The 21,207-nt window shown below is 64.0% G+C and carries 19 protein-coding genes; 10 read left to right on the top strand and 9 right to left on the bottom strand.

Going from position 1 to position 21,207, the window contains the following annotated elements; genetic code table 11:
- Positions 1–13: 13 nt before the first annotated feature.
- Positions 14–1,108 (bottom strand): S-methyl-5-thioribose-1-phosphate isomerase, encoded by a 1,095-nt coding sequence (mtnA, locus tag AC3WTO_RS00810; protein WP_492458780.1) that lies wholly within the window; start codon positions 1,106–1,108, stop codon positions 14–16.
- Positions 1,105–2,376, bottom strand: a complete 1,272-nt coding sequence (gene mtnK / locus AC3WTO_RS00805; protein ID WP_492458779.1) for an S-methyl-5-thioribose kinase — start codon at positions 2,374–2,376, stop codon at positions 1,105–1,107. The genes mtnA and mtnK overlap by 4 nt, the downstream gene beginning before the upstream one ends.
- Before the next feature lie 138 nt (positions 2,377–2,514).
- On the opposite strand from mtnK, the gene AC3WTO_RS00800 reads away from it, so the two are divergent.
- The 3 genes from AC3WTO_RS00800 (at position 2,515) to AC3WTO_RS00790 (ending at position 6,281) form a co-directional block, all read left to right on the top strand.
- Entirely contained in the window at positions 2,515–4,026 is a 1,512-nt protein-coding gene (locus tag AC3WTO_RS00800; RefSeq protein WP_492458778.1) for a sugar ABC transporter ATP-binding protein, read from the top strand.
- A gap of 177 nt (positions 4,027–4,203) precedes the next feature.
- The gene (locus AC3WTO_RS00795; protein WP_492458777.1) at positions 4,204–5,193 is read left to right on the top strand and encodes an ABC transporter permease; all 990 of its coding nucleotides are present in this window, start codon (positions 4,204–4,206) and stop codon (positions 5,191–5,193) included.
- Positions 5,194–5,225: 32 nt separating this feature from the next.
- On the top strand, positions 5,226–6,281 hold the full coding sequence (locus AC3WTO_RS00790; RefSeq protein ID WP_492458776.1) for a substrate-binding domain-containing protein: 1,056 nt from the start codon (positions 5,226–5,228) through the stop codon (positions 6,279–6,281).
- A gap of 73 nt (positions 6,282–6,354) precedes the next feature.
- On the opposite strand, the gene AC3WTO_RS00785 is transcribed toward AC3WTO_RS00790, so the two are convergent.
- From AC3WTO_RS00785 to AC3WTO_RS00775, 3 genes are all read right to left on the bottom strand, one after another.
- Positions 6,355–7,221 (bottom strand): NmrA family NAD(P)-binding protein, encoded by an 867-nt coding sequence (locus tag AC3WTO_RS00785; protein WP_492458775.1) that lies wholly within the window; start codon positions 7,219–7,221, stop codon positions 6,355–6,357.
- A gap of 193 nt (positions 7,222–7,414) precedes the next feature.
- Positions 7,415–9,472, bottom strand: a complete 2,058-nt coding sequence (locus AC3WTO_RS00780; RefSeq protein WP_492458774.1) for a bifunctional aldolase/short-chain dehydrogenase — start codon at positions 9,470–9,472, stop codon at positions 7,415–7,417.
- A 94-nt stretch (positions 9,473–9,566) separates the two neighbouring features.
- Positions 9,567–10,544 (bottom strand): sugar-binding transcriptional regulator, encoded by a 978-nt coding sequence (locus AC3WTO_RS00775; RefSeq protein ID WP_492458773.1) that lies wholly within the window; start codon positions 10,542–10,544, stop codon positions 9,567–9,569.
- A gap of 235 nt (positions 10,545–10,779) precedes the next feature.
- Between AC3WTO_RS00775 and AC3WTO_RS00770 the strand changes: the two genes are divergently transcribed.
- Positions 10,780–11,538 (top strand): YbaY family lipoprotein, encoded by a 759-nt coding sequence (locus tag AC3WTO_RS00770; protein ID WP_492458772.1) that lies wholly within the window; start codon positions 10,780–10,782, stop codon positions 11,536–11,538.
- Between the two features lie 168 nt (positions 11,539–11,706).
- Here the strand turns inward: AC3WTO_RS00770 and AC3WTO_RS00765 are convergent, their stop codons facing one another.
- From AC3WTO_RS00765 to AC3WTO_RS00755, 3 genes are all read right to left on the bottom strand, one after another.
- The gene (locus AC3WTO_RS00765) at positions 11,707–12,381 is read right to left on the bottom strand and encodes an amino acid ABC transporter permease (RefSeq protein WP_239366173.1); all 675 of its coding nucleotides are present in this window, start codon (positions 12,379–12,381) and stop codon (positions 11,707–11,709) included.
- 180 nt (positions 12,382–12,561) lie between these two features.
- On the bottom strand, positions 12,562–13,365 hold the full coding sequence (locus tag AC3WTO_RS00760) for an ABC transporter substrate-binding protein (protein WP_492458771.1): 804 nt from the start codon (positions 13,363–13,365) through the stop codon (positions 12,562–12,564).
- 69 nt (positions 13,366–13,434) lie between these two features.
- Entirely contained in the window at positions 13,435–14,649 is a 1,215-nt protein-coding gene (locus AC3WTO_RS00755) for a pyridoxal phosphate-dependent aminotransferase (protein WP_492458770.1), read from the bottom strand.
- A gap of 262 nt (positions 14,650–14,911) precedes the next feature.
- Between AC3WTO_RS00755 and AC3WTO_RS00750 the strand changes: the two genes are divergently transcribed.
- The 5 genes from AC3WTO_RS00750 to AC3WTO_RS00730 are packed head-to-tail and all read left to right on the top strand — an operon-like array spanning position 14,912 to position 18,522.
- The gene (locus tag AC3WTO_RS00750) at positions 14,912–15,622 is read left to right on the top strand and encodes a GntR family transcriptional regulator (protein ID WP_492458769.1); all 711 of its coding nucleotides are present in this window, start codon (positions 14,912–14,914) and stop codon (positions 15,620–15,622) included.
- Positions 15,623–15,625: 3 nt separating this feature from the next.
- Complete coding sequence (locus tag AC3WTO_RS00745) at positions 15,626–16,720, top strand: LLM class flavin-dependent oxidoreductase (protein WP_129410939.1); 1,095 nt, start codon at positions 15,626–15,628, stop codon at positions 16,718–16,720.
- Entirely contained in the window at positions 16,720–17,250 is a 531-nt protein-coding gene (locus AC3WTO_RS00740; RefSeq protein WP_492458768.1) for a flavin reductase family protein, read from the top strand. The genes AC3WTO_RS00745 and AC3WTO_RS00740 overlap by 1 nt, the downstream gene beginning before the upstream one ends.
- A gap of 13 nt (positions 17,251–17,263) precedes the next feature.
- Positions 17,264–18,025: an HpcH/HpaI aldolase family protein gene (locus AC3WTO_RS00735; protein WP_492458767.1), complete on the top strand. Its 762-nt coding sequence runs from the start codon at positions 17,264–17,266 to the stop codon at positions 18,023–18,025.
- Complete coding sequence (locus AC3WTO_RS00730; RefSeq protein ID WP_492458766.1) at positions 18,022–18,522, top strand: V4R domain-containing protein; 501 nt, start codon at positions 18,022–18,024, stop codon at positions 18,520–18,522. Before AC3WTO_RS00735 ends, AC3WTO_RS00730 begins: the two co-directional genes overlap by 4 nt.
- A 4-nt stretch (positions 18,523–18,526) precedes the next feature.
- On the opposite strand, the gene AC3WTO_RS00725 is transcribed toward AC3WTO_RS00730, so the two are convergent.
- Entirely contained in the window at positions 18,527–19,357 is an 831-nt protein-coding gene (locus AC3WTO_RS00725; protein ID WP_492458765.1) for a hormone-sensitive lipase, read from the bottom strand.
- Positions 19,358–19,587: 230 nt separating this feature from the next.
- Between AC3WTO_RS00725 and AC3WTO_RS00720 the strand changes: the two genes are divergently transcribed.
- Positions 19,588–21,207: an AMP-binding protein gene (locus tag AC3WTO_RS00720; protein ID WP_492458764.1), complete on the top strand. Its 1,620-nt coding sequence runs from the start codon at positions 19,588–19,590 to the stop codon at positions 21,205–21,207.

Genomic DNA, 21,207 nt, shown 5'->3' with positions numbered 1-21,207 from the left:
GGTCCTCGCGGCCCTACTTCCGCTCAGGAAACAGGGCCGCCAGTCCGTCGCGCGAAGCCTTGGCGACACCGCGTTCGGTGATCAGGCCGGTAACGAGACGTGCCGGCGTCACATCGAAAGCCGGGTTGCCGGCAGGCGACGCCTCCGGGGACACCCGCACGCGGGCGATCTCGCCGGTTTCGGTCTTGCCCTGCACGAAGGAGACCTCGTCGCCGGAACGTTCCTCGATCGGGATTTCCTTCAGACCGTCCGACACCGTCCAGTCGATGGTCGGCGACGGCAGCGCGACGTAGAAGGGAATGTCGTTGTCCCTGGCGGCGAGCGCCTTCAGATAGGTGCCGATCTTGTTGCAGACATCGCCATTTGCGGTGGTGCGATCGGTGCCGACGATGACCATGTCGACCTCGCCATGCTGCATCAGGTGACCGCCGGCATTGTCGACGATCAAGGTGTGTGGCACGCCGTGCCCGGCCATTTCCCAGGCGGTGAGCTGGGCGCCCTGGTTGCGCGGGCGCGTCTCGTCGACATAGACGTGGACCGGGATCCCGGCCTCGACCGCCAGATAGATCGGGGCGGTAGCGGTGCCATAGTCAACCGTCGCCAGCCAACCGGCATTGCAATGGGTGAGGATGTTGACGCGCTCGCCCGGCTTCTTCCGGGCGGCGATCTCCTTGATGATGGCAAGGCCGTTGCCGCCGATCGAGCGGTTGAGCTCGACATCCTCGTCGGCGATCTCGGCGGCGCGCTTGTAGGCCGCGGCAACACGCTCGGAGACCGGCAGCGGCTTCAAGAGCTTGCGCATCTCATCGAGCGCCCAGCGCAGATTGATTGCCGTCGGGCGCGTCTCATTGAGCTGTTCCCAGGCGGCATCGAGGGCGGCATCGGATGCATCGGCCTGCATCTGGATCGCCATGCCATAGGCCGCGGTAACACCGATCAGCGGAGCGCCGCGCACCCACATGTCACGGATGGCGACAGCGACATCAGCAACAGTCGACAGGGTGACGACGCGAAACTCGTGCGGCAGCCAGCGCTGGTCGATGATGTCGACGGAACGGCCGTCCTCGTTCAGCCAGATGGTGCGAAAATGCTTGCCGCCTACGTTCACGCGTATGCTCCTTTTTCGATCAGCGCGGCGAACGCGTTGACCTCTTCGATGCTGTGGATGGCGCGGCGGTTGACCGCGATGTGGCGGCCGAAACGCAGCGCCTTGGCCTCGCAGACGGCACGCTTCGCTTCGTCCTCGATGGTCTCGAAATCGGCATTGTGGGCGAGACCGAGGATGCGGCGGTGGCATTCGACGCCGGCGAAACCCAGAAGATCCTGCCAGATGTCGTGCACCATACGGTCGAGCGCCTGTTCGGAACCGAGCGGGTCGCCACGATCCTCGAACAGGCTTCGGGCATAAAGCATGCCTGCGCGTTCGCTGCGCCAGAGCCTCGAAAACTCGGTGCGAAAGACGGCCCAGATCGAGGTGACGGTCTCGAGCAGGTAGGCGCGCATGGTTTCGCGCGAGCCATCTCGTTCGTGGCCACTCTGCGAGAAATAGGACATCCAGAAATTGGCCAGCAGCATGCCGACGTCGAATGCCATCGGTCCGTAGAATGCGAACTCGGGATCGATGACGCGGGTGTCGGTGTCGGTCACCATGACGGAGCCAGTGTGCAAATCGCCATGCAGCAGCGTTTCGGCATTGGCCGCGAACAGATGCTTGAGACGCTGCGCCTCCACCTTGAGGTCGCGGTCGGCACGCAGCTCGGCGACCAACGGCTCAAGCGCCGGCGTGTAATGATTCAGTTTCGCTTCGAAATAAGGATCGGTGAAAACCAGGTTCTCTGTGATGTCGCACAGTTCGACATTGTCGGCGAACAGCGCAAGGTCGGCCTTGCGGTCGCGCGCCGCCATGTGCAGGTCGGAGCCGCGGAACAGCGTGCGCGCCACGAACAGGCCGAGGTCCACGCCGATGCGCGGCAATTCGCGACCGGCGATCAGTTCCTTGCGCAGGATGATGTGCGGCGTGAGATATTCCATGACGATCAGCGCCTGGGCCTCGTCGAAATGCAATATCGCGGGCACGGTGCCGACACCGGCGCGCGCCTCCTGCCTGACCAGCGCGTGATATTCGAAGAAGGAGCGCTTCAGAGGCAGCGGCCAGCTTTCGCCAACCAGTCGCACGTAAGGCAGCGCCTGCTTGACGACCACCGAGCCGGCAGGTCCTTCGACAATGAAGACGAGGTTCAAATTACCGTCGCCGACCTCGCGTACACGCCAGGCAGAAACATCGTCGCCGAGCTGCTCGGTCAGTGCCGCGAGAGCACCGAGCCGTGTGGGCAAAGTTTCAACCGTCAGCGCTTCGAACGAAGCATTTTTTGCCATGTCGGCCTCCCGATCCGCGTCCCCGTTTCTGTTAGCGAACGGTCATGACAGGTAAAAGGCTAGGAACCATTCTGTCATTTGTCAATCGTGTTGACAAATGACGAGATTGTTCCTAGCGTCGAGGTCAAGGAGGAGAATATGGCCGCAGAAGCCGTGTTCCGCATCGCGGATCTGAAGAAGTCCTTCGGCCCGATCCAAGTTCTTGGCGGCGTCAGCCTCGACCTGCATCCAGGCGAGGTGACGGTGCTGATGGGCGCCAATGGAGCGGGCAAGTCGACGTTGGTGAAAGTCATCAGCGGCGTCCATTCGCGTGATGGCGGCGCCATGACATTGGGCGCCGCCGACTTCGCGCCGAAGACGCCAGCGGAGGCCATCCGCGCCGGCGTCGTCACCGTGCACCAGAACATCAATGACGGCGTGGTCGCCGCGCTCGACGTCGGTACCAACCTGACACTCGACCGCCTCAGCGGTACAGGCCAGCCTCTCATCTTCAACCCGCGCCGCGTGCAGCGCGAGGCCCGCGCCGTTGCCGAGCGCATGGGGCTCGACATCGACCTCAGCGCCTCGATCGCCGATCTCACGCTCGCCGACCGCCAGATGGTGGCGATCGCGCGCGCCATGGCACATGAACCGAAGGTGCTGATCCTCGACGAACCGACCTCGTCGCTGTCCAGCGCCGAGGCCAACCGCCTGTTCGCGCTGGTCGACCGCTTGAAGTCGCACGGCGTCGCCATTCTCTATATCTCGCACCGCATGTCGGACATCCGCCGCCTGGCCGATCGTATCGTCTCGCTGCGTGACGGCCAGATCGTTGGCACGTTCGACAGCAAGCCGCTCGACTATGAAGGCGCGGTCAACGCGATGCTCGGCCGCAAGGTCCACCAGAGCGCCTTCGCCGCCAATTCGGGCGGCAGGACGATCTTCACCGCCGACAATGTGGTGATCGCCGACGGCGCCAGGCCGATCTCGCTTTCCCTGGGCGACGGCGAGATCGTGGCGATTACCGGCCTGGTCGGCGTCGGCAAGACTGCACTGGCCGAAACGCTGTTCGGAATGCGCCAGCCGCTTGCCGGTTCGATGACGCTGAACGGAAGCAGCTACGCCCCACGCACGCCGGCGGAAGCGATCAACGCAGGCGCCTTCCTGGTTGCCAAGGATCGCAGCGAAAGCGGCATCATCGGCGCCTTCAACATCTATGAGAATATGAGCCTGCCGTTCCTGAAGCGGATTTCTGCGTTCGGGGTACTGCGCCGCGGCGCCGAACGCGCCATTGCCCGCCGCCAGATCAAAGAACTGGGCATCGTCTGCCGCACCGAGAAGGACGAGATGTCGACGCTGTCGGGCGGTAACCAGCAAAAGGTGATGGTGGCGCGCTGGATGGCGCAGCCCTCCTCGCTGTTCATGCTGGACGAGCCGTTCCAGGGCGTGGACATCGCCGCGCGGCGTGACATCGCCGCGAAGCTGAGGGCTAGTGCCGCCGGACGCGCGACAGTGGTCTTCGTCACCGAGATCGACGAGGCGGTCGAGACCGCCGACCGCATCCTGGTCATGTCCGAGCACACGATCGTCGGTGAACACAGGAACGAGCGTATCGACATGGACCGGCTGCTGGCGGAAGTCGCCGGCCAGACGGCGCGGGGCGCGGCCTGAACAATGATAACGATAAAGGGGGCGCGAATGGCGCAGCTAGCCGGTGGGTTTGTGAGCAGAGCGTTTCCGTTTTTCACGGAAACGCGGAAACGCTCTGATTCTTTGTTTTTACGCAATTCCGGGCGCAAAACCGCTGCGCACTTTTGCTGGAATTGCTTCAGCGAGGTCTGCGCCTAAATGCGTGATATCGCCGTGCGTTACGGCTTCCTCGTGCTGTTCGCGGTACTGGTTGCCTATTTTGCTTCCACCGCCGACGGCTTCGTGTCGCCGCAGAGTGCGGTGTTCATCTTCCAGTCGGTGGCGATCACCGGCATCCTGGCGCTCGGCGTGACCGCGACCCTGGTGGTCGGCGGCTTCGACCTTTCCATCGGATCGGTGGCGACAAGCGCCATGATGGCAGCCGCCTATGTCATGGTGGTGTTGAACCAGAACGCGCTGGTGGCGGTGCTGGTCTGCCTGGCGATCGGCGTGCTGATCGGCCTGATCAACGGCTTCCTCATCGTCTATATGCGCGTGCCGGATCTTCTGGCGACGCTCGGCATGATGTTCCTGCTGCTTGGCCTGCAGCGCATTCCGACCGAGGGCCGCTCGATCGCAGCCGGCATGACGATGCCCGACGGTTCGGTCGCCCCCGGCAAGTTCAGCGACGCCTTCCTGGCGCTCGGCCGCTACCGTTTCGATTTCTTCGCACCGAACCTGTTGCCAGTCTCCGTCGTGGTGCTGGTGGTGCTGGCGGTGGCGATCTGGTTCTTCCTCGAATACACGCGCTTCGGCCGCATGATGTACGCCGTCGGCTCCAATGAGCGGGCGGCCGAACTCGCCGGCGCGCCTGTCAAGGCATACAAGATCTGGGCCTATGTCATTTCCGGCATATTCGCCTCAATCGGCGGGATTTTGCTCGCCGCACGGCTTGGACGCGGCGACATCGCCTCGGGTAACAATCTGCTGCTCGACGCGGTGGCGGCGGCGCTGATCGGTTTCGCCGTGCTGGGCGCCTCAAAGCCCAATGCTTTCGGCACCGCCGTCGGCGCGCTGTTCGTCGGCGTGCTCCTGCAGGGCCTGACCATGATGAACGCGCCCTACTACACCCAGGATTTCGTGAAGGGGGCTGTGCTCGTCGTCGCACTCGTCTTCACATTCGCCCTGTCGACCAGGGCCAAACGGTAACTGCGGCAATCAAAACCAAGCGGAGGACTTAAATGAAATTCGATCGCAGAACATTCGCCAAGCTGGCCGTCGGCCTGCTCGGCGCGACGGCGCTGGGCTTCTCACCAGCGCTGGCGCAGGACAAGCCGGCGCCGTTCGACAAGCCGGGCCAGGTCAAGATCGCGCTGGTGCGCTATCTCTCGACGGGCGACTTCTTCCAGGCTTACCTCGCCGGCGTGGAATCGCAGGCCAAGGCGCTCGGCGTTGACCTGCGCGTGCTGGATTCCAAGCAGGATGCTGCCCTGCAGGCCGACATGGTCGACCAGGCGATCGCGCTTGGCGTCAACGGCATCATCATCCAGCACGGCCTGACGGAATCGATGAAGGAAGCCGCCCAGCGTGCGGTCGACGCCGGCATCAAGGTGGTGGCCTTCGACGTCAATGTCGAAAACCCGAAGATCCCGCAGATCGAACAGTCGGACCGCGACCTGGCCCGCCTCGCGCTCGAACAGGCGATCAAGGACAATGGCGAAAGCTGGAAAGCCGGCTATGTCTACGTCGCCGGCATCGCGCCGCTCGACCGCCGCAACGAAACCTGGGTAGAGTTCAAGAAGAAGTACTCGGGCATCAAGGAATCTGCTCAGTTCGGCACTCTCGACAACCCGATCGCCAACTCGGTCGCCAACCAAGCCCGTTCGGTTCTGTCGGCGAACCCCGACATCAAGGTGATGTTCGCGCCGTACGACGAATTCGCCAAGGGTGTGAAGATCGCCGTGGACGAGGCCGGCCTGTCGAAGGGCGTCAAGATCTATTCGGCCGACATCTCGACCTCCGACATCGCCGCGATGCGCGAGCCTGACAGCGCCTGGGCAGCCACCGCCGCCACCAACCCGGCTGTCGTCGGCCAGGTCTCGGTGCGTGCGCTGGCCCAGCTGCTGGCCGGCGAGGACCCGGGCAAGAGCGTGATCGTGCCGCCGACGCTGATCACCCAGAAGGAACTGGTCGAAAAGGACATCAAGAATATGGAAGAGCTGTCGGCCAAGCTGCCACAGTTCGCTCATGCCGATGTCGCCATGCCGAAGTGGATGCCGAACCCGAACGCCAAGTAAGCATCAACGACGACACGATGAGAACAGCCCGCCTCGGCGGGCTGTTTTGCGTGCGAGGTATCGTCCTGGCCGCTCAGCGAGCTCGCCCGGAGAGGAACCTCTCGCGATGGGCAAGGGAAAACTCGCTCATCGTATGCAACGGCCTGCCGACATGGCCCATCATGTCGAACGCCTCTCCCGCGGCACGACCGGAACTGTAGCAGCGAAACAGATCGGCGATGCGTTCGAAGGTCTGGCTCGGCCCGCCGATCTGCCAGCAATATTCCTCATCGGATATGGGCTCGTACGCACAGTCGAAACCCATCCGAGCCGAGAAGATGCGCACCGCATCCGCATAGGAAAGCGGCTCCGGGCCAAACATCTCGAAGCTTATATTGCGATAGGCTGGGTCCGTCAGAGCCCTTGCAGCGATCGTTGCGATATCGCGGGCATCGATGAAGCTGACGGGGGCATCGCCACAGGGCAGCCGCAGCCGCCCTTCGCTGAGCAATGCCGGCGCGTAGTAGGTGACGAAGTTCTGCATGAAGGCCGATGGGCGCAGGAACGTCCACGTCATGCCCGAAGTCTCGATGTGCCTTTCGATCCGCCGATGTGTCCGCCCCAGAAGATAGCTCTCCTCCTCGGCCCGGAAGGCTGACAGTTTCACCACATGCCTGACACCGGCCGCTGCCGCCCCGTCGACGATCCTCAGTTCCGCTTCCTGTTGATCGTCCATGTCGGGCGTGACGAGGAACAGCTTCGCGACCCCGTCCAAGGCTTCCGAAAGCCCGGCGCCGCTTTTCGTATCGACCGGACGATGCGGCGCGTTGCCGAGCAACGGATGCGGCGAACGCGATCCTGACCTGACGCAATGCTGTCCGGCGAGCAGTTCGGCAAGCACGAGACTGCCCACGGTTCCAGTGGCGCCAAGAACAAGGATTTCGGAAGACTCTTCATTCACATCGGCACCCCTTTTTGATTGCGGGGTTGCAGATCTATGGGCGCATGCCGGCGGTGTCAGTCGTATTTTTCTGACACTTGCTTCAACAGAACAAAATCAACGCAGAGATTCAAAAACAACGGGCGCCGCAAGGACGCCCATTGTTCCGTCAGGGTTTATCGGGACCGCTCTGCAAGCCAGAGCGTGAGCCAGACTATCTCAGCGCTGCAGCGATGTTGCCGCCGTCCACCGTCGTCACATCCGCGGTGGTGCGCTCTGCCAGCGCCTGATGCAGGAACGCCTGGGCAACGTCGTCAGCGGTGACTTCCTGGCCGAGCAGGTTGCCGGACATGTAGTCTCTCTCAGACAGTCCACGTGCGGTGGAGCGACTGGCGATCATGGCATCGGTCAGCAGGCCGGAGCGGATGCGGTCGGCGTTGACGGCGTTCGACCGGATACCGATCGGACCATATTCCAGCGCGTACTGGCGCGACAGGAACAGCGTCGCAGCCTTGGGCAGGCCGTAGGCGCCGAACTTCGCACCCGGATTCACCGCCTGCTTGGAGGCGTTGAACAGCAGCACGCCGCCAGTGCCCTGCTCGCGCATGATACGAACCGCATTCTGCGCCACGCTCTGATGCGAGAAGAAGTTGAGCTCGAAACTCTTGCGCAGCAGGGCGTCGTCGATGTCGGCGATCATGCCTTCCCAGGCGGCGCCCGCATTGGAGACGACGATGTCGATGCCACCGAACAGCTTAACCGCCTGGTCGAAGGCCGCGCGTACTTCGGCGGGATTGGTGATGTCGGCGCCGACGCCGATCGAGTTGTTACCAGCAGCCTTGGCCGCTTCCGCCGCCTTGGCAGCGTCGAGGTCGACCACCACGACATGCGCGCCTTCACGGGCAAAGGCCTTGGCTGTCGCGGCACCGATAGCGCCGGCACCGCCGGTGACCAGCACGATCTGGCCGGTCAGGGGCTTCGGCTTGTTGGAAGCGAGCTTGGCCTGCTCGAGCGACCAGTATTCGAGCGGGAACAGGTCGGACTTGGCGAGCGGACGGAAGGTGCCGACGCTTGCCGCGCCCTTGACCGCCTCGATCCACATCTCGCCGACATCGGAAGCGATCCTGGCGTCCTTCAGCGTGCGGCCATGGCCGAACATGCCAAGTCCCGGCACCAGCGAAAGGCGTGGCATCGGATCGAGCATGGTGCGCTTGACGCCGTCGAGCGCATCATTTTCTTCGAAGTAGCGGGTGTATTCGGCCATGTAGGTCGCGACACGCTTGCCGATCTCGGCCTTGTAACCGGCAAGATCGGACGCATCCGGCGCCGGCAACACCATCGGGCCGGTCTTGATGCGGATCGACAGGTCCGGCGTCGAGACACCGGCAGCAGCGTAGTCGGCAATGGCGGCCGAATTGACGAATTCCAGGATGGCGTCGGACGTGCGGAAATCGCTGACCATTCGGTCGAAGCGGCCCTCACCCCTGGCGACGGCGACGGCGCCGCGCAGCATCGAGGCGACCTCTTCCGGCTTCGCCAGCGTGGCCGGCAGCGACGCAGGCTTCGGCGGGTTGCTGCCGTTCTTCGCGACATAGTCCTCGGCCATCGTCACATAGTGGATCATGCGATCGTAAGCCTGCCTGGCGTCATCTCCGAAGGTGAAGATGCCATGTTTGTCGAGGATCAGACCTTCGACGCTCGGATCGGCGTCGTAGACGTCGGCCGCGACCTTGGCGAGGTCGAAACCCGGTTTGATGTAGGGCACGAAACCCATCTTGTCGCCGAACACCTTCTTCGACAGCGCCTCGCTGTCGCCGCCCTGGTCGACGATGGCCAGGATCGCGGTCGAATGGGTGTGGTCGACGAATTTGTGCGGCAGGAAGGCATGCAGCAGCGTCTCGACCGACGGGTTCGGCGAGGACGGATCGATCAGATTGGCGCGCTGCAGCGCGACCATGTCCTCATCCAAGAGGCTGTCCAGCTTGCGTGCCTTGAGCAGCGCACCGAGCTTCACCGCTGGCAGGCCCTGCGGCTCGATGACAGCCATGTCCCAACCGCTGCCCTTGACGCAGAGTACATCCCATTCGTCGCCGACAAAGTCGGTCACCTTGGTCTTCACCGAAGTGTTGCCACCGCCATGCAGGACGAGCCTCGGCTCACCGCCGAGCAGGCGTGTGGTGTAGACCCGCAGCGCGAGATCACGGTCCACGCCCTTTGCCGCATAGGCCTTCACCACATTTTCGGCTTCGGCGTCGTTCCAGAGATTTTTCATCGGGTCGTCCACATTTTCAATTGGGATAGAGAGGTCAGGTTGCATGCATCGGCCAACCGACAGGCGTTTCGGCCTGCCGGTGGCTGTCGGGTTTTTATAGGTCAGGCTGATCTTGCTTTTGCGACAGGCGCGGAGCCGCTTCGAGCAGGCGCCGTGCCAGACCGGCGGGGAGTACGAGATGGGAACAGAGCCCGCCCGCAAGGGCTGCCTGCAGCGGCTCCAGCTTGTTGTCTTCCTGCACCACCATCATGCGCTTGGGGATTGCGCGCATCGAGGCGAGATCGGCGGAGATGACACGCCGGTTGTAGTCACAATCGAGCAGCTTGCCGGTGGCGTCGATGAGCTGGCCGGCGATGACGCCTGTCGCGCCCTGGTCGCGCAACGCGAACATCTCGGCCGGCGTCAGCGCACCACATTTGACGATGTGGCTTTCGGCATCAATGGTGCCGACCGAAAACAGCGCCAGATCGCAGCGTGCGACCAGCGAGAGCTGCTCCTTGATGACCGGCTCGTCGCGCAGTTCGCGCGCCAGCCTCTCGGAACTGAGCGACAACGGCGCGTAGAAGTTGAGGCCCCTGGCGTTGAGGCGCCGGGCGATTTCCATGGTGCACTGGTCGGGACGCTGCGAATACGGTGCGCCGAGATTGCCGCAGAGCTGCACGACGGTGACGTCCTGCAGGTCGGCAAAGGACATCACATCGGCAACGGCGTAGACGGTGCGGCCCCAGGCGACGCCGATACGGTCACCGCGATTGACGAGTTCGAGGAAAACCCCGGCGGCAAGGGCCGGCACTTCGATACCGGCATCGAGCGCCTGGCGGTCCTGCGGCGCGATCCAGACGGTGGTGAGCCCGAACGCATCCTCCACTTCCCGCGCCAGCGTATCTTCGGTGAAAAGCTGGGTGGACGTGGAGATGTTGACGATGCCGGTCTCACGCGCCTTGCGCAAATAGGTGGCAACGGAAGCGCGCGAGATATCGAGCTTCTTCGCCACCTCGTCCTGGCGCAGTCCATGCGTGTAATAAAGCCACGCTGCCTTGTGAATGATCTGGTCTGCCGCCCGGATCGCCATGGTCGAAAATCTCGTTTTCGACATTATTCACGACGACTGACAAAAGTCAAACAGGCTTGTTTCGACCAGGATGCACACCTGACCAGACATGATAATCTAGATTGCCGTCACCGCCAAAGTCGCAACCGAAAGCTGTTCAGCAAGGGTTCATACCTTGCCTCTTAAGAGCACGACAGGGAGACAGTCCGGCCAGTCCGCACCATCGCAGGACCGGCCAACCACGGAAAGGATTGCCATGATGAACCTCAACCGCCGCAACATGATCGGACTGATGGCCGTTGCGTTCGCCTTGCCTGCGGTACAGGCCGAAGCGCGAAGCATGACGCTGACCGGAACGGTGACCTATCGCGAACGGATGATGCTGCCGCCGAACTCGACGGTCGAGGTCTCTCTGGTCGACATCTCGCTGGCCGATGCACCTGCCAGGACCATCGCCCGCCATGTCATCCGCCGCGCCAGGGCAAGCCCGATCCGCTACAGGCTGGCGTTCGATTCAAGCCAGATCCGCAAGGGGCGCACCTACGCGCTGCAGGCCCGCATAACCCAGGGCAAACAGCTGCTGTTCATCAACACGACGCGCCATACCGTTTTCGACGGCGGACCGAACAACACGGAGATCCGCGTCGAGCGTGTTGCGGGTGAACCGAGCGCCGAACTCGGCATTGCCGGCGAATGGCTTGCCGAGGACATCAACGGTCGCGGCGTGATCGACAACCTGCAGACCACGCTGAAGATCGACCCCAATGGCGGCGTATCCGGCAAGGGCGGCTGCAATGGCTATGGCGGCAGCGCAAAGATCACCGGCAACCGCATCCGCTTCGGTTCGCTGATGAGCACGCAGATGGCCTGCGCGCCGGCGATCATGGACCAGGAAAGTAAGTTCCACGCGGCCCTCGGCGAAGCACGGAGCTGGCGCATCGACCAGCGCCGCCGCAAGCTGACCTTGCTGGACAGGCGCGGCCGTGCCGTGGCGGTGCTCGCACGCATCGGCTGATTGTCATCAACAAAAGGCCGGTCAGGCTTCACCTGACCGGCCTTTTTGGACGTTGACACATCCAGGGCACCTCAATCGCCGGCGTGGCCCATCCGGGCCACTTGGCTTCGCGCCAACGGGCGCGGCGCGCAGTCGCGCGCTCCAACGGTCATTAAATGACCGTTGGTATTACGCCCTCGGATCAGCCTTGGAGCGCTGCTCCAGCCAGCTGACCAGCCGGACCAGCGGCCACAGGAACAGCAGATAGATCAGGGCCGCGCCCACCAACGGTGTCGGGTTGGCCATCAAAGCCTGCGCGTCGGTCGCCTGCTTGAGCAGATCCGGCATCGCCACCACCGAAGCCAGCGCAGTGTCCTTGAAGATGGAAACCGCATTGCTGGTGAGCGGCGGCACGACGATGCGCAGCGCCTGCGGCAGGATCACCTTGCGCATGGCGGTCCAGAACGGCAAGCCGAGGGCCGCCGCCGCCTCGAACTGGCCCTTGGGAATGTTCTCGATGCCGGCGCGGCAGACTTCCGCCGTGAAGGCGCCCAGCACCATCGAGAGGGCGAGCGTGGCGGAAGTGAAGGCCGACAGCCGGATGCCGACAAAGGGCAGCGCGTAGTAGATCATGATCAGCACGACCAGGATCGGCGTCGCGCGGAAGATGTCGATGAAGCCGACTGCCAGCAGGCGCAGCGGCTTCGGCGCGTAGAGGCGCATCAGGCAGACGCCCAAGCCGAGAAGTCCGCCGAAGACAATGGCCGCGCAACCAAGCAGCAGCGTGTTGCCGAGCCCCCGGATCAGCATCGGGAAGGCACGGACAAGAACGTCCCAGTTGAAGAAGGTTTCTAACAATCCCATCGTGACGATCCGTCCGCGTTGCTGTTGCCGCTGGCCCGGAGGCAGCCGGCGATCTGGTGATGGCCAGGATTGGTCGCGGTTAGTTTTAACGTAGCGGGCTGCCCCTGGCAGCCCGCCTGACAATGCGATGCCGGCGGCGCCAACGTGTCGCCACCGGCATCTCCCAAGCCCCCGCCGGGCTTACTGGGCCTGTGGAATAGGCAGGATCTTGTTGGTGGACGAATCCGCGGCGGCATCCGCACCCAGCCACTTCTTGTGAAGCGCGGCCATGGTGCCGTCCTTCTTGATGGCGTCGATGGCGCCGTTGACCTTTTCGAGCAGCGGCGACCCCTTCTTCATCATGATGCCGAACTTGTCGCCGGTCGGGATTGCCGTCACCACCGCCATGTCAGGCATCTTGGTGAAAGCGAACTGGAAGCCGGCAATGTCGCCGATGGCACCGCCATCGAGCCGGCCCGACTGCACGTCGAGGATGAGGTTCTGCTGCGTGTCGTAGCCGCGATATTCCTTGATGCCGTATTTCTCGGTGTTGGCCTTGATCCAGGCCTCGCCGACCGAAGCCGAGATGGCGCCGACCGTCTTGCCCTTCATGTCCTCCAGCGTTTTCAGCGGAGTGTCCTTCTTGGCTACCAGCGCGATGTCGCTGTCATAGTAGCCTTGCGTGAAGGCCTGGTTCTGCAAGCGGTCGTTGTTGATGGTGATGGAGGAGATGGCAAGATCGATGCGGCCTGAAACGGTGGCCGAGAACAGCGCCTGGAAGCCGAGGTCCTGGATTTCGACCTCAGAGCCGATGCGCTTGCCGATCTCCTTGACGAGATCGACCTCAAAGCCTTCGAACTGGCCGTTCTCGAGCTTGTTTTCCCATGGCGGGTTGGCCGGATAGGCGCCGACGAGCAAGGTTTCGGCATGCGCCAGCGACGCAGCACCGAGGCCCATCGTCAGCGCAGCAAAGGCGCTGATCAAGTTGCGGCGATTCAAGAGCATTCTGGTTCCCCTTCTATTTATCCACCGGTTCGTTGCGGCGGGATGGGCCTGTCTGGACGCGACCCTTCGTCATGAAAGTGCCGACACCATGCGCGCGGCGGCTTGCCGGATCTGGTCCGGATCGCGCAGCACGCACATTCTGAGGAAAGATCGCGACGCGTTGCCGAACAGGTAGCCCGGCGACAGGCCGACACGCGCCTTCTCGATGACGCGGGCGCAGGCCTCGCGCGAATCATCCTGCCCTTCGAAAGCGAAGAACGCATACATGCCGCCCTTCGGCTTCGACGGCAGGATGATGCCGTCTAGCCTGGCCAGCGCCTCATAAGCAATGTCGAGGCCGAGCCTGGCCCGCTCGCGGATTTCCGCCACCAGCGGCTCACCCTGACGCAGCGCGGCTTCGGCACCAGCCTGCACGAAGGCGGCGGTACCGCTGTTGGCATATTGCGTCATGGCCGCGATCTGGTCGGCGACACCGGTCGGATGCGACAGCCAGCCGATGCGCCAGCCGGTCATCGCCCAGGCCTTGGAGAACGAGTTGACCACCAGGACACGATCGTCGTCCTCGGCGATCTGCAGCATGGAAGGCGCCACCTCGCCGTCGAAATAGAGGCGGCCATAGACCTCGTCGGAGACGATCCAGATGCCGGCTCGCCGCGAGAAATCGAGCAGTGCCTGCAGCTCCTCGCGCGTCGCCGTCCAACCCAGCGGATTGCTGGGCGTCGACAGGAAGATGGCCCGTGTGCGGGCGTCGCAGCGCGCGAACACGGCGTCGAGGTCGAGCCGCCATTCACCATCGAAGGCCAGTGCCACCGGGCGCGGCTCGCCGCCGACCAGATGGATGGCATTGTGGATGTTAGGCCATTGCGGCTCGATGTAGACGACGTTGGTGCCGACATCGACCAGTAGTTCCATCGCCAGCATCACGGCATGCATGCCGCCGGGCGTCACCGTCGACCGGTCGACCGCGATCGGGCGGCCATGCAGCCTGCTCTGATAATCGGAAAGCGCTGCGGTCAAAGAGCCAAGGCCGCGCATGTTGGGGATGTAGAAAGTCTGGCCGGCATCGAGCGACGCCTTGGCGGCATCGATGATGAAGCCCGGCGTGACCATATCGCCCTCGCCGTACCAGAGCGGGATGACATCGCCGAGGCTCTGCGCCTTGGCGGCCAGCTGCGCGATGTTCTCGGTGCGAAGGTCCTGGATCTGCGGGCGAATGCCCTCGAGCGGCGGAAAGGGCCGGACATTCGCCGGATAGGCGGATGCACGACTTCTGCTCAAGGTCATGATAGCGATTCCTCCCAAAAGCCATACGAAGCCACGTCTGCTGCGGGCTTTGCTCTTCTCTGCTGACTTAATAACGCACGAAACAGTATACTGTTCAAGCCTAAAATTTTTTACTGACCAGCTTGCGCTTCTTTCAAAATGCGCGTTAGCTTTGGTGAAATTTGATGTTTTGAGCCAATCCTGTCGTGCACACGCCGAACAACCAACACATCTCATGGCGGGAAAATGATGAAAAACAGTATACTGATTTACGGAGGGTCTGATGTCTGAGGAGATGACCCGGCCGTTCAAGGGCTCCGGCAGCAGCCTGCGCGCGCAGATTTACGAAGACATCCGCGACCGCATCCATCGCGGCGTCCTCGGCCCCAGCGACCGCCTGGTCGACGTGGAAATCGCGGGCAATCTCGGCGTGTCCCGCATGCCGGTGCGCGAAGCCCTGCTTCAGCTCACGCATGAGGGATATCTCGTTGGCACCACGCGCGGCTTCATGCTGCCAACGCTGACGCCGACCGATGTCGCCAACATCTTCGAGGTGCGGCGCTGCCTGGAGCCGCGCGCCGCGGCCCATGCCGCGCGCACGCTGGATGCCGCCGGAATGGAGCGCCTGGCCGCTGCATTGAAGGATGCCGAGGCAGCCGTCGCGACCGCCGATGCCGAGCTCCTGTTCCAGGCCAATGTCCGCTTCCGCCGCTCATGGCTGGAAGCCGTCGACAATGACAGGCTTGCCTCGGCCATCGCCCGCTTCGCCGACCACGTGCAGGTCGTGCGCCTCGGCACGCTGACGCACCAGCCGACGCAGGCGGTCGTGCTGGCCGGCATGCGCAGGCTCTACGACGCCTTCGCAAGCCGCGACTCGATGGCCGCGTTCGACCACATGACCACCTTCATCCAGCATGCCGAGGAGCGTTTCGTCGCGCTCACCAAAGCGCTGGAAACCGCCGGCGAGGAAGGCCGGCGCTCCCAGGGACAATAGCAAATGATCAAGCCGCATCCGCTCAAGGGCCCGAACAAGTTCAAGCTTGGCGTCTTCTCCATGAACGCCGATGGCGGCCTGGCGATGACGACGGCGCCCGAGCGGTGGCGTGCCCGGTGGGACGACAATCTGAACGCGGCGCGCATCGCCGATAGCGCGGGGTTGGAATTCCTGCTGCCGATCGCGCGCTGGCGCGGCTTCGGCGGCGTCACCCATGCCCGCGAATGGTCGTTCGAGACCTTCACCTGGGCGGCGGGACTGGCGACGGCGACGGAAAACATCGCCCTGTTCATGACCGTGCACGTGCCGCTGGTCCATCCACTGCAGGCCGCCAAGGCGCTGGCCACCGTCGACCATATCTCGGGCGGCCGCGCCGGGCTCAACATCGTCTGCGGCTGGAACCCGGATGAGTTCGCGATGTTCGGCCAGACGGTCGGCGAACGCACCTACGACCAGGCCGAGGAATGGATCACCATCATCGAACGCGCCTACAAGTCGCGCGAGCCGTTCGACTTCGCCGGTGAATTCTATGACCTCAAGGGCGTGGTGAGCCGGCCAGCCAGCCTGCAGGCGCCGCGCCCGGTGACGATGAACGCCGCCTTCGGTGCGCCGGGCCGCAACTACGCGGCGCGCCATTGCGACTATCTGTTCTCGACCTTTTCCGAAATCTCGGAAGGTCGCGCCCATGTCGTCGACATCGCCAACCGCGCCGCCGAAGTCGGCCGCGACGTCGGTGTCTACACGGTCTGCCACGTGGTCTGCCGTGAAACTCAGCAGGAGGCGGAGGACTATTACCGTCGCTATGCGCTCGAACTCGCCGACAAGGGTGCAGTCGACGAGCATATGAAGAAGAAGAAGGAATTCGCCCATTCGCACGACGACAAGGCGTTCACCGAATACCGGCAGCGTTTTGCCGGCGGCGCCGGCACCTACCCGCTGGTCGGCACGCCTGAGAAGATCGTCGACGACCTGATCCGCATCATGGAGCAGGGTTATGCAGGCGCCGCCCTCTCCTTCGTCAACTACACCTACGACCTGCCGTTCTTCTGCGACCGCGTGCTGCCGCTGATGCGCCAGGCCGGGTTGAGGATGAACTGATGGACGTGGCAACCGGCGCGCTGCCCGCGCACGGCACGGTCGACCCGCGCGGCTTCAAGCAAGGCATGCGTGCGATGGCCGGTGCCGTGGCGATCCTGGCTGCCGAAGATGCCGAGCATGGTTGCTTCGGGTTGACGGCAACCGCCGTCTGTTCGTTCAGCGCCGAGCCGCCTTCGCTGCTCGCCTGCGTGCACAAGAACAGCACCTTCGCTTCGCTTACCCGGCAGGACATGGGTTTTTCCGTCAATCTACCGGCAGCGGACCAGGAAAATGTCGCGCGCGTGTTCGGCGGCATGACGACGGCCAAGGGCGTGGCGCGGTTCTCGGCGGGTTCCTGGGTGCGTGGCGACGCCGGCGCCCCCTTGCTGGTCGGCGCCCGCGCCATGTTCGAATGCCGGGTCGGCGAAATCATCGCACGCGCCTCGCATCTGATCCTGATCGGGCTGGTGACCAAGGTGACGCTCGACCGTGTCGAGCGCGAACCGATCTTCTACGCCCACGGGCGCTTCCTCACCCTAAACGGCCAATAGCGGAGACCAGCCGATGTCCCCTGTCCTGTCCGGCCGGCTGAAGACCCGGCTTGCCGCCAACGATCAGCTCGGCCTGGTCTGGCTGACGCTCGGCCATGCCTCGATCACCGAAATGGCGGCGCATTCCGGCGCCGATGCGCTGGTCATCGACCTGCAGCACGGGCTGTGGGATCGCCGCTCGCTGGAGACGACCGTCGGCATTGCAGCCGGCACCGCTCCGGTGATCGCACGCGTCGCGGACAGTTCGACGACGGCGATCGGCAATGCGCTCGATGCCGGCTGCGACGGCGTGCTGGTGCCGCTGATCGAAAGCCGTTCGCAGGCCGAGCAGGCGATCTCCGCCGCCCGTTTCCCGCCGCACGGCCACCGCTCGGGTGGCGGCGTGCGGCCGCTGTCGATGGGGTTCGGCACCTATCTCGAACGGGCGGGACATGTCGCCGTCGGACTGATGATCGAGACCGCTGCAGGGGTCGACCAGGCCGAGGCAATCCTCACCACGCCCGGGCTGGACTTCGTGCTGATCGGCACCGGCGATCTCGGCATCTCCTATGCGGCACAGGGCCATGGGGGCGACGTTGTGGAAAAAGGCTGCATGCGCGTGAAGGAAGCCTGTGCGAAGGCAGGCATCCCGTGCGGCATCTTCACCGGCACCATCGACAAGGCGCTCGAGCGGCGTGCCGAGGGCTATCACCTTGTTGTGCTCGCCTCCGATGTCGACGTGGTGCGCGACGCCTTCAACGGCGTGGTGCGAGATTTCGCCGGAGCGGCATCATGAAGCCGCCCTTTCGCGAACGGCTGGACTTCGATGGCGCCAATGGCCAAGTGCTCGACGAAAGCCGCCGCTACATGCTGATGCGGCCCGAGGCGCTTATGGGGCTATTCCGTCGCCTGGACGACGAGACCCGGCGGAAGGCGCTCGAAGCACTGGCAGCTTCGGTGATCGAAATGGGCGGCGACAGCGCGCGTGCCTACAAGGCGCATGGCGGCGGCGATGTCGGCGCCCTGCTGGCGACGGTGGCCAACACCGCGCCCGACTTGGGTTGGGGCGCATGGTCGTTTGCGCGGAATTCTTCCGGCATCGACCTCACCGTTCGCAACAGCCCGTTCGCGGCCGGCTATGGCGCCGCTTCGCAACCGGTCTGCCACGCCATCGCCGGCATGGCGACAGCGGTCGGCCGCATGGTGCTGGACAGGGACGACGTCGTCGCACGCGAAACCGAATGCGTGGCTTGCGGGGCTCCAGCCTGCCGCTTCGAGGCACGGCAGGTCTGAAGAACTAACCTTCGAGCAGTGTCCGGGTCAGCGGATGCGCGGCATCGGCCAAACCATCGATGACGCTGAAATGATGACGGTCCGGCTCGGCGTAGAAGCCGGTCGAGGCACCAAGCCCGGTCCAGATGTTGGCGAGAAGCTGCGACTGGCGGATGAACTCCGCGCGTTCGCCGCAACCGACCCAACAGACCAGCCGCGCCCCATCCATCGGTGCTAGCAAAGCGGGGCTCTCGACGGCGGCTTCCGCGGCATCGATCTTCAGCGTGTTGTTCATCCCGGTGTTCATGATCGGCCGCAGGTCATGCACGCCGGACAGCGAGACGGTGTTGACAACACGGCTGCGCACGGCCTCCGGCAACGGTGACGTCGCCGCAATCATGCGCGTGACCAGATGACCGCCGGCGGAATGGCCGGTCAGGCGGATGTCGCCGGCGACCAGCTCCGCAGCCTTGGTTATCGCCGCAGCGATTTCGGCCGAGATCTGGCCGATGCGGGCCTCGGGCGCCAGCGTATAGGACGGCATCGCCACCGCATGGCCGCTTTCGACGGCGCCGCGCGCCAGATGCGACCAGAAGCTCTTGTCGAGCGCCATCCAGTAGCCGCCATGCACGAAGACGACGAGGCCCTTCGGCGTGCCGGCCGGCAGGAACAGGTCGAACCGGTTGCGTGTTGCCGGACCATAGGCGATGTCGAGCTGCGCGCGGCCGGACGCCGCCAGTTCGTCGCGATAGGCTGCCGCCGGCGCCACCCAGGCCGTGGGCCAGCGGTCGCCGCCGGCGATGTTGGCGCCGTTGGTGTAGGCATTGTCCCAGTCGACGATGTTGTGAACGACCATGTTCGCTGTCCCTTCCCTGCCGACTGCGGCCGGCATCCTCGGCCTCTACCATAGGCAAGCGCCGGGCCAGCGCAACGATAAACTTTATGCTTGAAATAACTTTGGCGCTATGCGAGCGTTTCCATCAGCGGAACGGGTGGGGACGCGGCAGGGCTGCTCCTACCACCCCAGAACAAGGCCCCACCAAGATGGCCGGCGTAGACCTTACGGAAGCTGGGAGATCGAACGAGATGCTTGGGCCGACGGCGCATACCGACACGTTTGCACGAGACAATCTCCCGCCCCCGGACCTTTGGCCGGACTTCCTGCTCGACGGCTTCGACTATCCCGATCACATCAATGCCGGCGTCGAACTGACCGACCGCATGGTCGAAAAGGGCTTCGGCGACCATACCGCGCTGATCGGCAACGGCCGCCGCCGCACCTACAAGGAACTGGCCGACTGGACCAGCCGGCTGGCGCATGCGCTGGTCGAGAATTACGGCGTCAAGCCGGGCAACCGGGTGCTGATCCGCTCGGCCAACAACCCGGCCATGGTGGCCTGCTGGCTCGCCGCGACCAAGGCCGGTGCCGTGGTGGTCAACACCATGCCGATGCTGCGCGCCGGCGAGCTTGCCCAGATCATCGACAAGGCCGAGATCACACTGGCGCTGTGCGACACCCGGCTGATGGAGGAGATGGTGGCCTGCGCCAAGCAGAGCAACTTCCTGAAGCAGGTCATCGGCTTCGACGGCACCGCCAATCATGACGCGGAACTCGACCGCGTCGCGCTCGACAAGTCGGTGCGCTTCGATGCGGTCAAGACCGGGCGCGACGACGTCGCCCTGCTCGGCTTCACCTCCGGCACCACCGGCATGCCGAAGGCGACGATGCATTTCCACCGCGATCTTCTCATCATCGCCGACGGCTATGCCCGCGAAGTGCTGAGCGTGACGCCGGAAGACGTCTTCATCGGCTCGCCGCCGCTCGCCTTCACCTTCGGCCTCGGCGGGCTGGCGATCTTCCCGCTGCGCTTCGGCGCGGCCGCCACCCTTTTGGAGAACGCCTCGCCGCCCAACATGGTCGAGATCATCCAGATCTATCGCGCCACCGTCTGCTTCACCGCACCGACCGCCTATCGCGCCATGCTGGCGGCGATGGACAAGGGCGCCGACCTCTCCTCGCTGCGCGCCGCCGTATCGGCCGGCGAAACGCTGCCGGCGCCGGTCTACGAGGAATGGATGGAGAAGACCGGCAAGCCGATGCTCGACGGCATCGGCGCCACCGAGATGCTGCACATCTTCATCTCCAACCGTTTCGGCGATTCCAAGCCGGCCTGCACCGGCAAGCCCGTCGGCGGCTATGAAGCCAAGATCGTCGACGACGACATGAACGAGCTGCCGCGCGGCGAAGTCGGGCGGCTGGCCGTGCGCGGACCGACCGGCTGCCGCTATCTGGCCGACGACCGCCAGACCAAGTATGTGCGCAAGGGCTGGAACCTGACCGGCGATTCCTTCTTCCAGGACGAGGACGGTTATCTGCACTTCGCCGCACGCTCCGACGACATGATCATCTCGGCCGGCTACAACATCGCCGGGCCGGAGGTGGAGGCAGCGCTGCTGTCGCACGCCGACGTCAAGGAATGCGCCGTCATCGGCGCGGCCGACGAGGAGCGTGGCCAGATCGTGCAGGCGCATGTCGTGCTGGTGGCAGGCGTGGCAGCCGATGAGCTGACCGCCAAGCGCCTGCAGGACCATGTCAAGGCGACCATCGCGCCTTACAAATATCCGCGCTCGATCAAGTTCATCGATGCGCTGCCGAAAACCCAGACCGGCAAGATCCAACGTTTCCGCTTGAAAGACACGCACTGA

The sequence above is a fragment of the Mesorhizobium sp. EU05-FHT14A09 genome (genome assembly GCF_058790995.1).
Note: the sequence above shows the minus strand (reverse complement) of the source record. Positions and strands in the feature narration are given on the sequence as shown.

Coding starts and splice junctions, on each gene's coding strand:
- mtnK (WP_492458779.1), bottom strand. CDS start 2,376: ATGGCAAAAAATGCTTCGTTCGAAGCGCTGACGGTTGAAACTTTGCCC.
- AC3WTO_RS00800 (WP_492458778.1), top strand. CDS start 2,515: ATGGCCGCAGAAGCCGTGTTCCGCATCGCGGATCTGAAGAAGTCCTTC.
- AC3WTO_RS00795 (WP_492458777.1), top strand. CDS start 4,204: ATGCGTGATATCGCCGTGCGTTACGGCTTCCTCGTGCTGTTCGCGGTA.
- AC3WTO_RS00790 (WP_492458776.1), top strand. CDS start 5,226: ATGAAATTCGATCGCAGAACATTCGCCAAGCTGGCCGTCGGCCTGCTC.
- AC3WTO_RS00780 (WP_492458774.1), bottom strand. CDS start 9,472: ATGAAAAATCTCTGGAACGACGCCGAAGCCGAAAATGTGGTGAAGGCC.
- AC3WTO_RS00775 (WP_492458773.1), bottom strand. CDS start 10,544: ATGGCGATCCGGGCGGCAGACCAGATCATTCACAAGGCAGCGTGGCTT.
- AC3WTO_RS00770 (WP_492458772.1), top strand. CDS start 10,780: ATGATGAACCTCAACCGCCGCAACATGATCGGACTGATGGCCGTTGCG.
- AC3WTO_RS00765 (WP_239366173.1), bottom strand. CDS start 12,381: ATGGGATTGTTAGAAACCTTCTTCAACTGGGACGTTCTTGTCCGTGCC.
- AC3WTO_RS00760 (WP_492458771.1), bottom strand. CDS start 13,365: ATGCTCTTGAATCGCCGCAACTTGATCAGCGCCTTTGCTGCGCTGACG.
- AC3WTO_RS00755 (WP_492458770.1), bottom strand. CDS start 14,649: ATGACCTTGAGCAGAAGTCGTGCATCCGCCTATCCGGCGAATGTCCGG.
- AC3WTO_RS00750 (WP_492458769.1), top strand. CDS start 14,912: ATGTCTGAGGAGATGACCCGGCCGTTCAAGGGCTCCGGCAGCAGCCTG.
- AC3WTO_RS00745 (WP_129410939.1), top strand. CDS start 15,626: ATGATCAAGCCGCATCCGCTCAAGGGCCCGAACAAGTTCAAGCTTGGC.
- AC3WTO_RS00740 (WP_492458768.1), top strand. CDS start 16,720: ATGGACGTGGCAACCGGCGCGCTGCCCGCGCACGGCACGGTCGACCCG.
- AC3WTO_RS00735 (WP_492458767.1), top strand. CDS start 17,264: ATGTCCCCTGTCCTGTCCGGCCGGCTGAAGACCCGGCTTGCCGCCAAC.
- AC3WTO_RS00730 (WP_492458766.1), top strand. CDS start 18,022: ATGAAGCCGCCCTTTCGCGAACGGCTGGACTTCGATGGCGCCAATGGC.
- AC3WTO_RS00725 (WP_492458765.1), bottom strand. CDS start 19,357: ATGGTCGTTCACAACATCGTCGACTGGGACAATGCCTACACCAACGGC.
- AC3WTO_RS00720 (WP_492458764.1), top strand. CDS start 19,588: ATGCTTGGGCCGACGGCGCATACCGACACGTTTGCACGAGACAATCTC.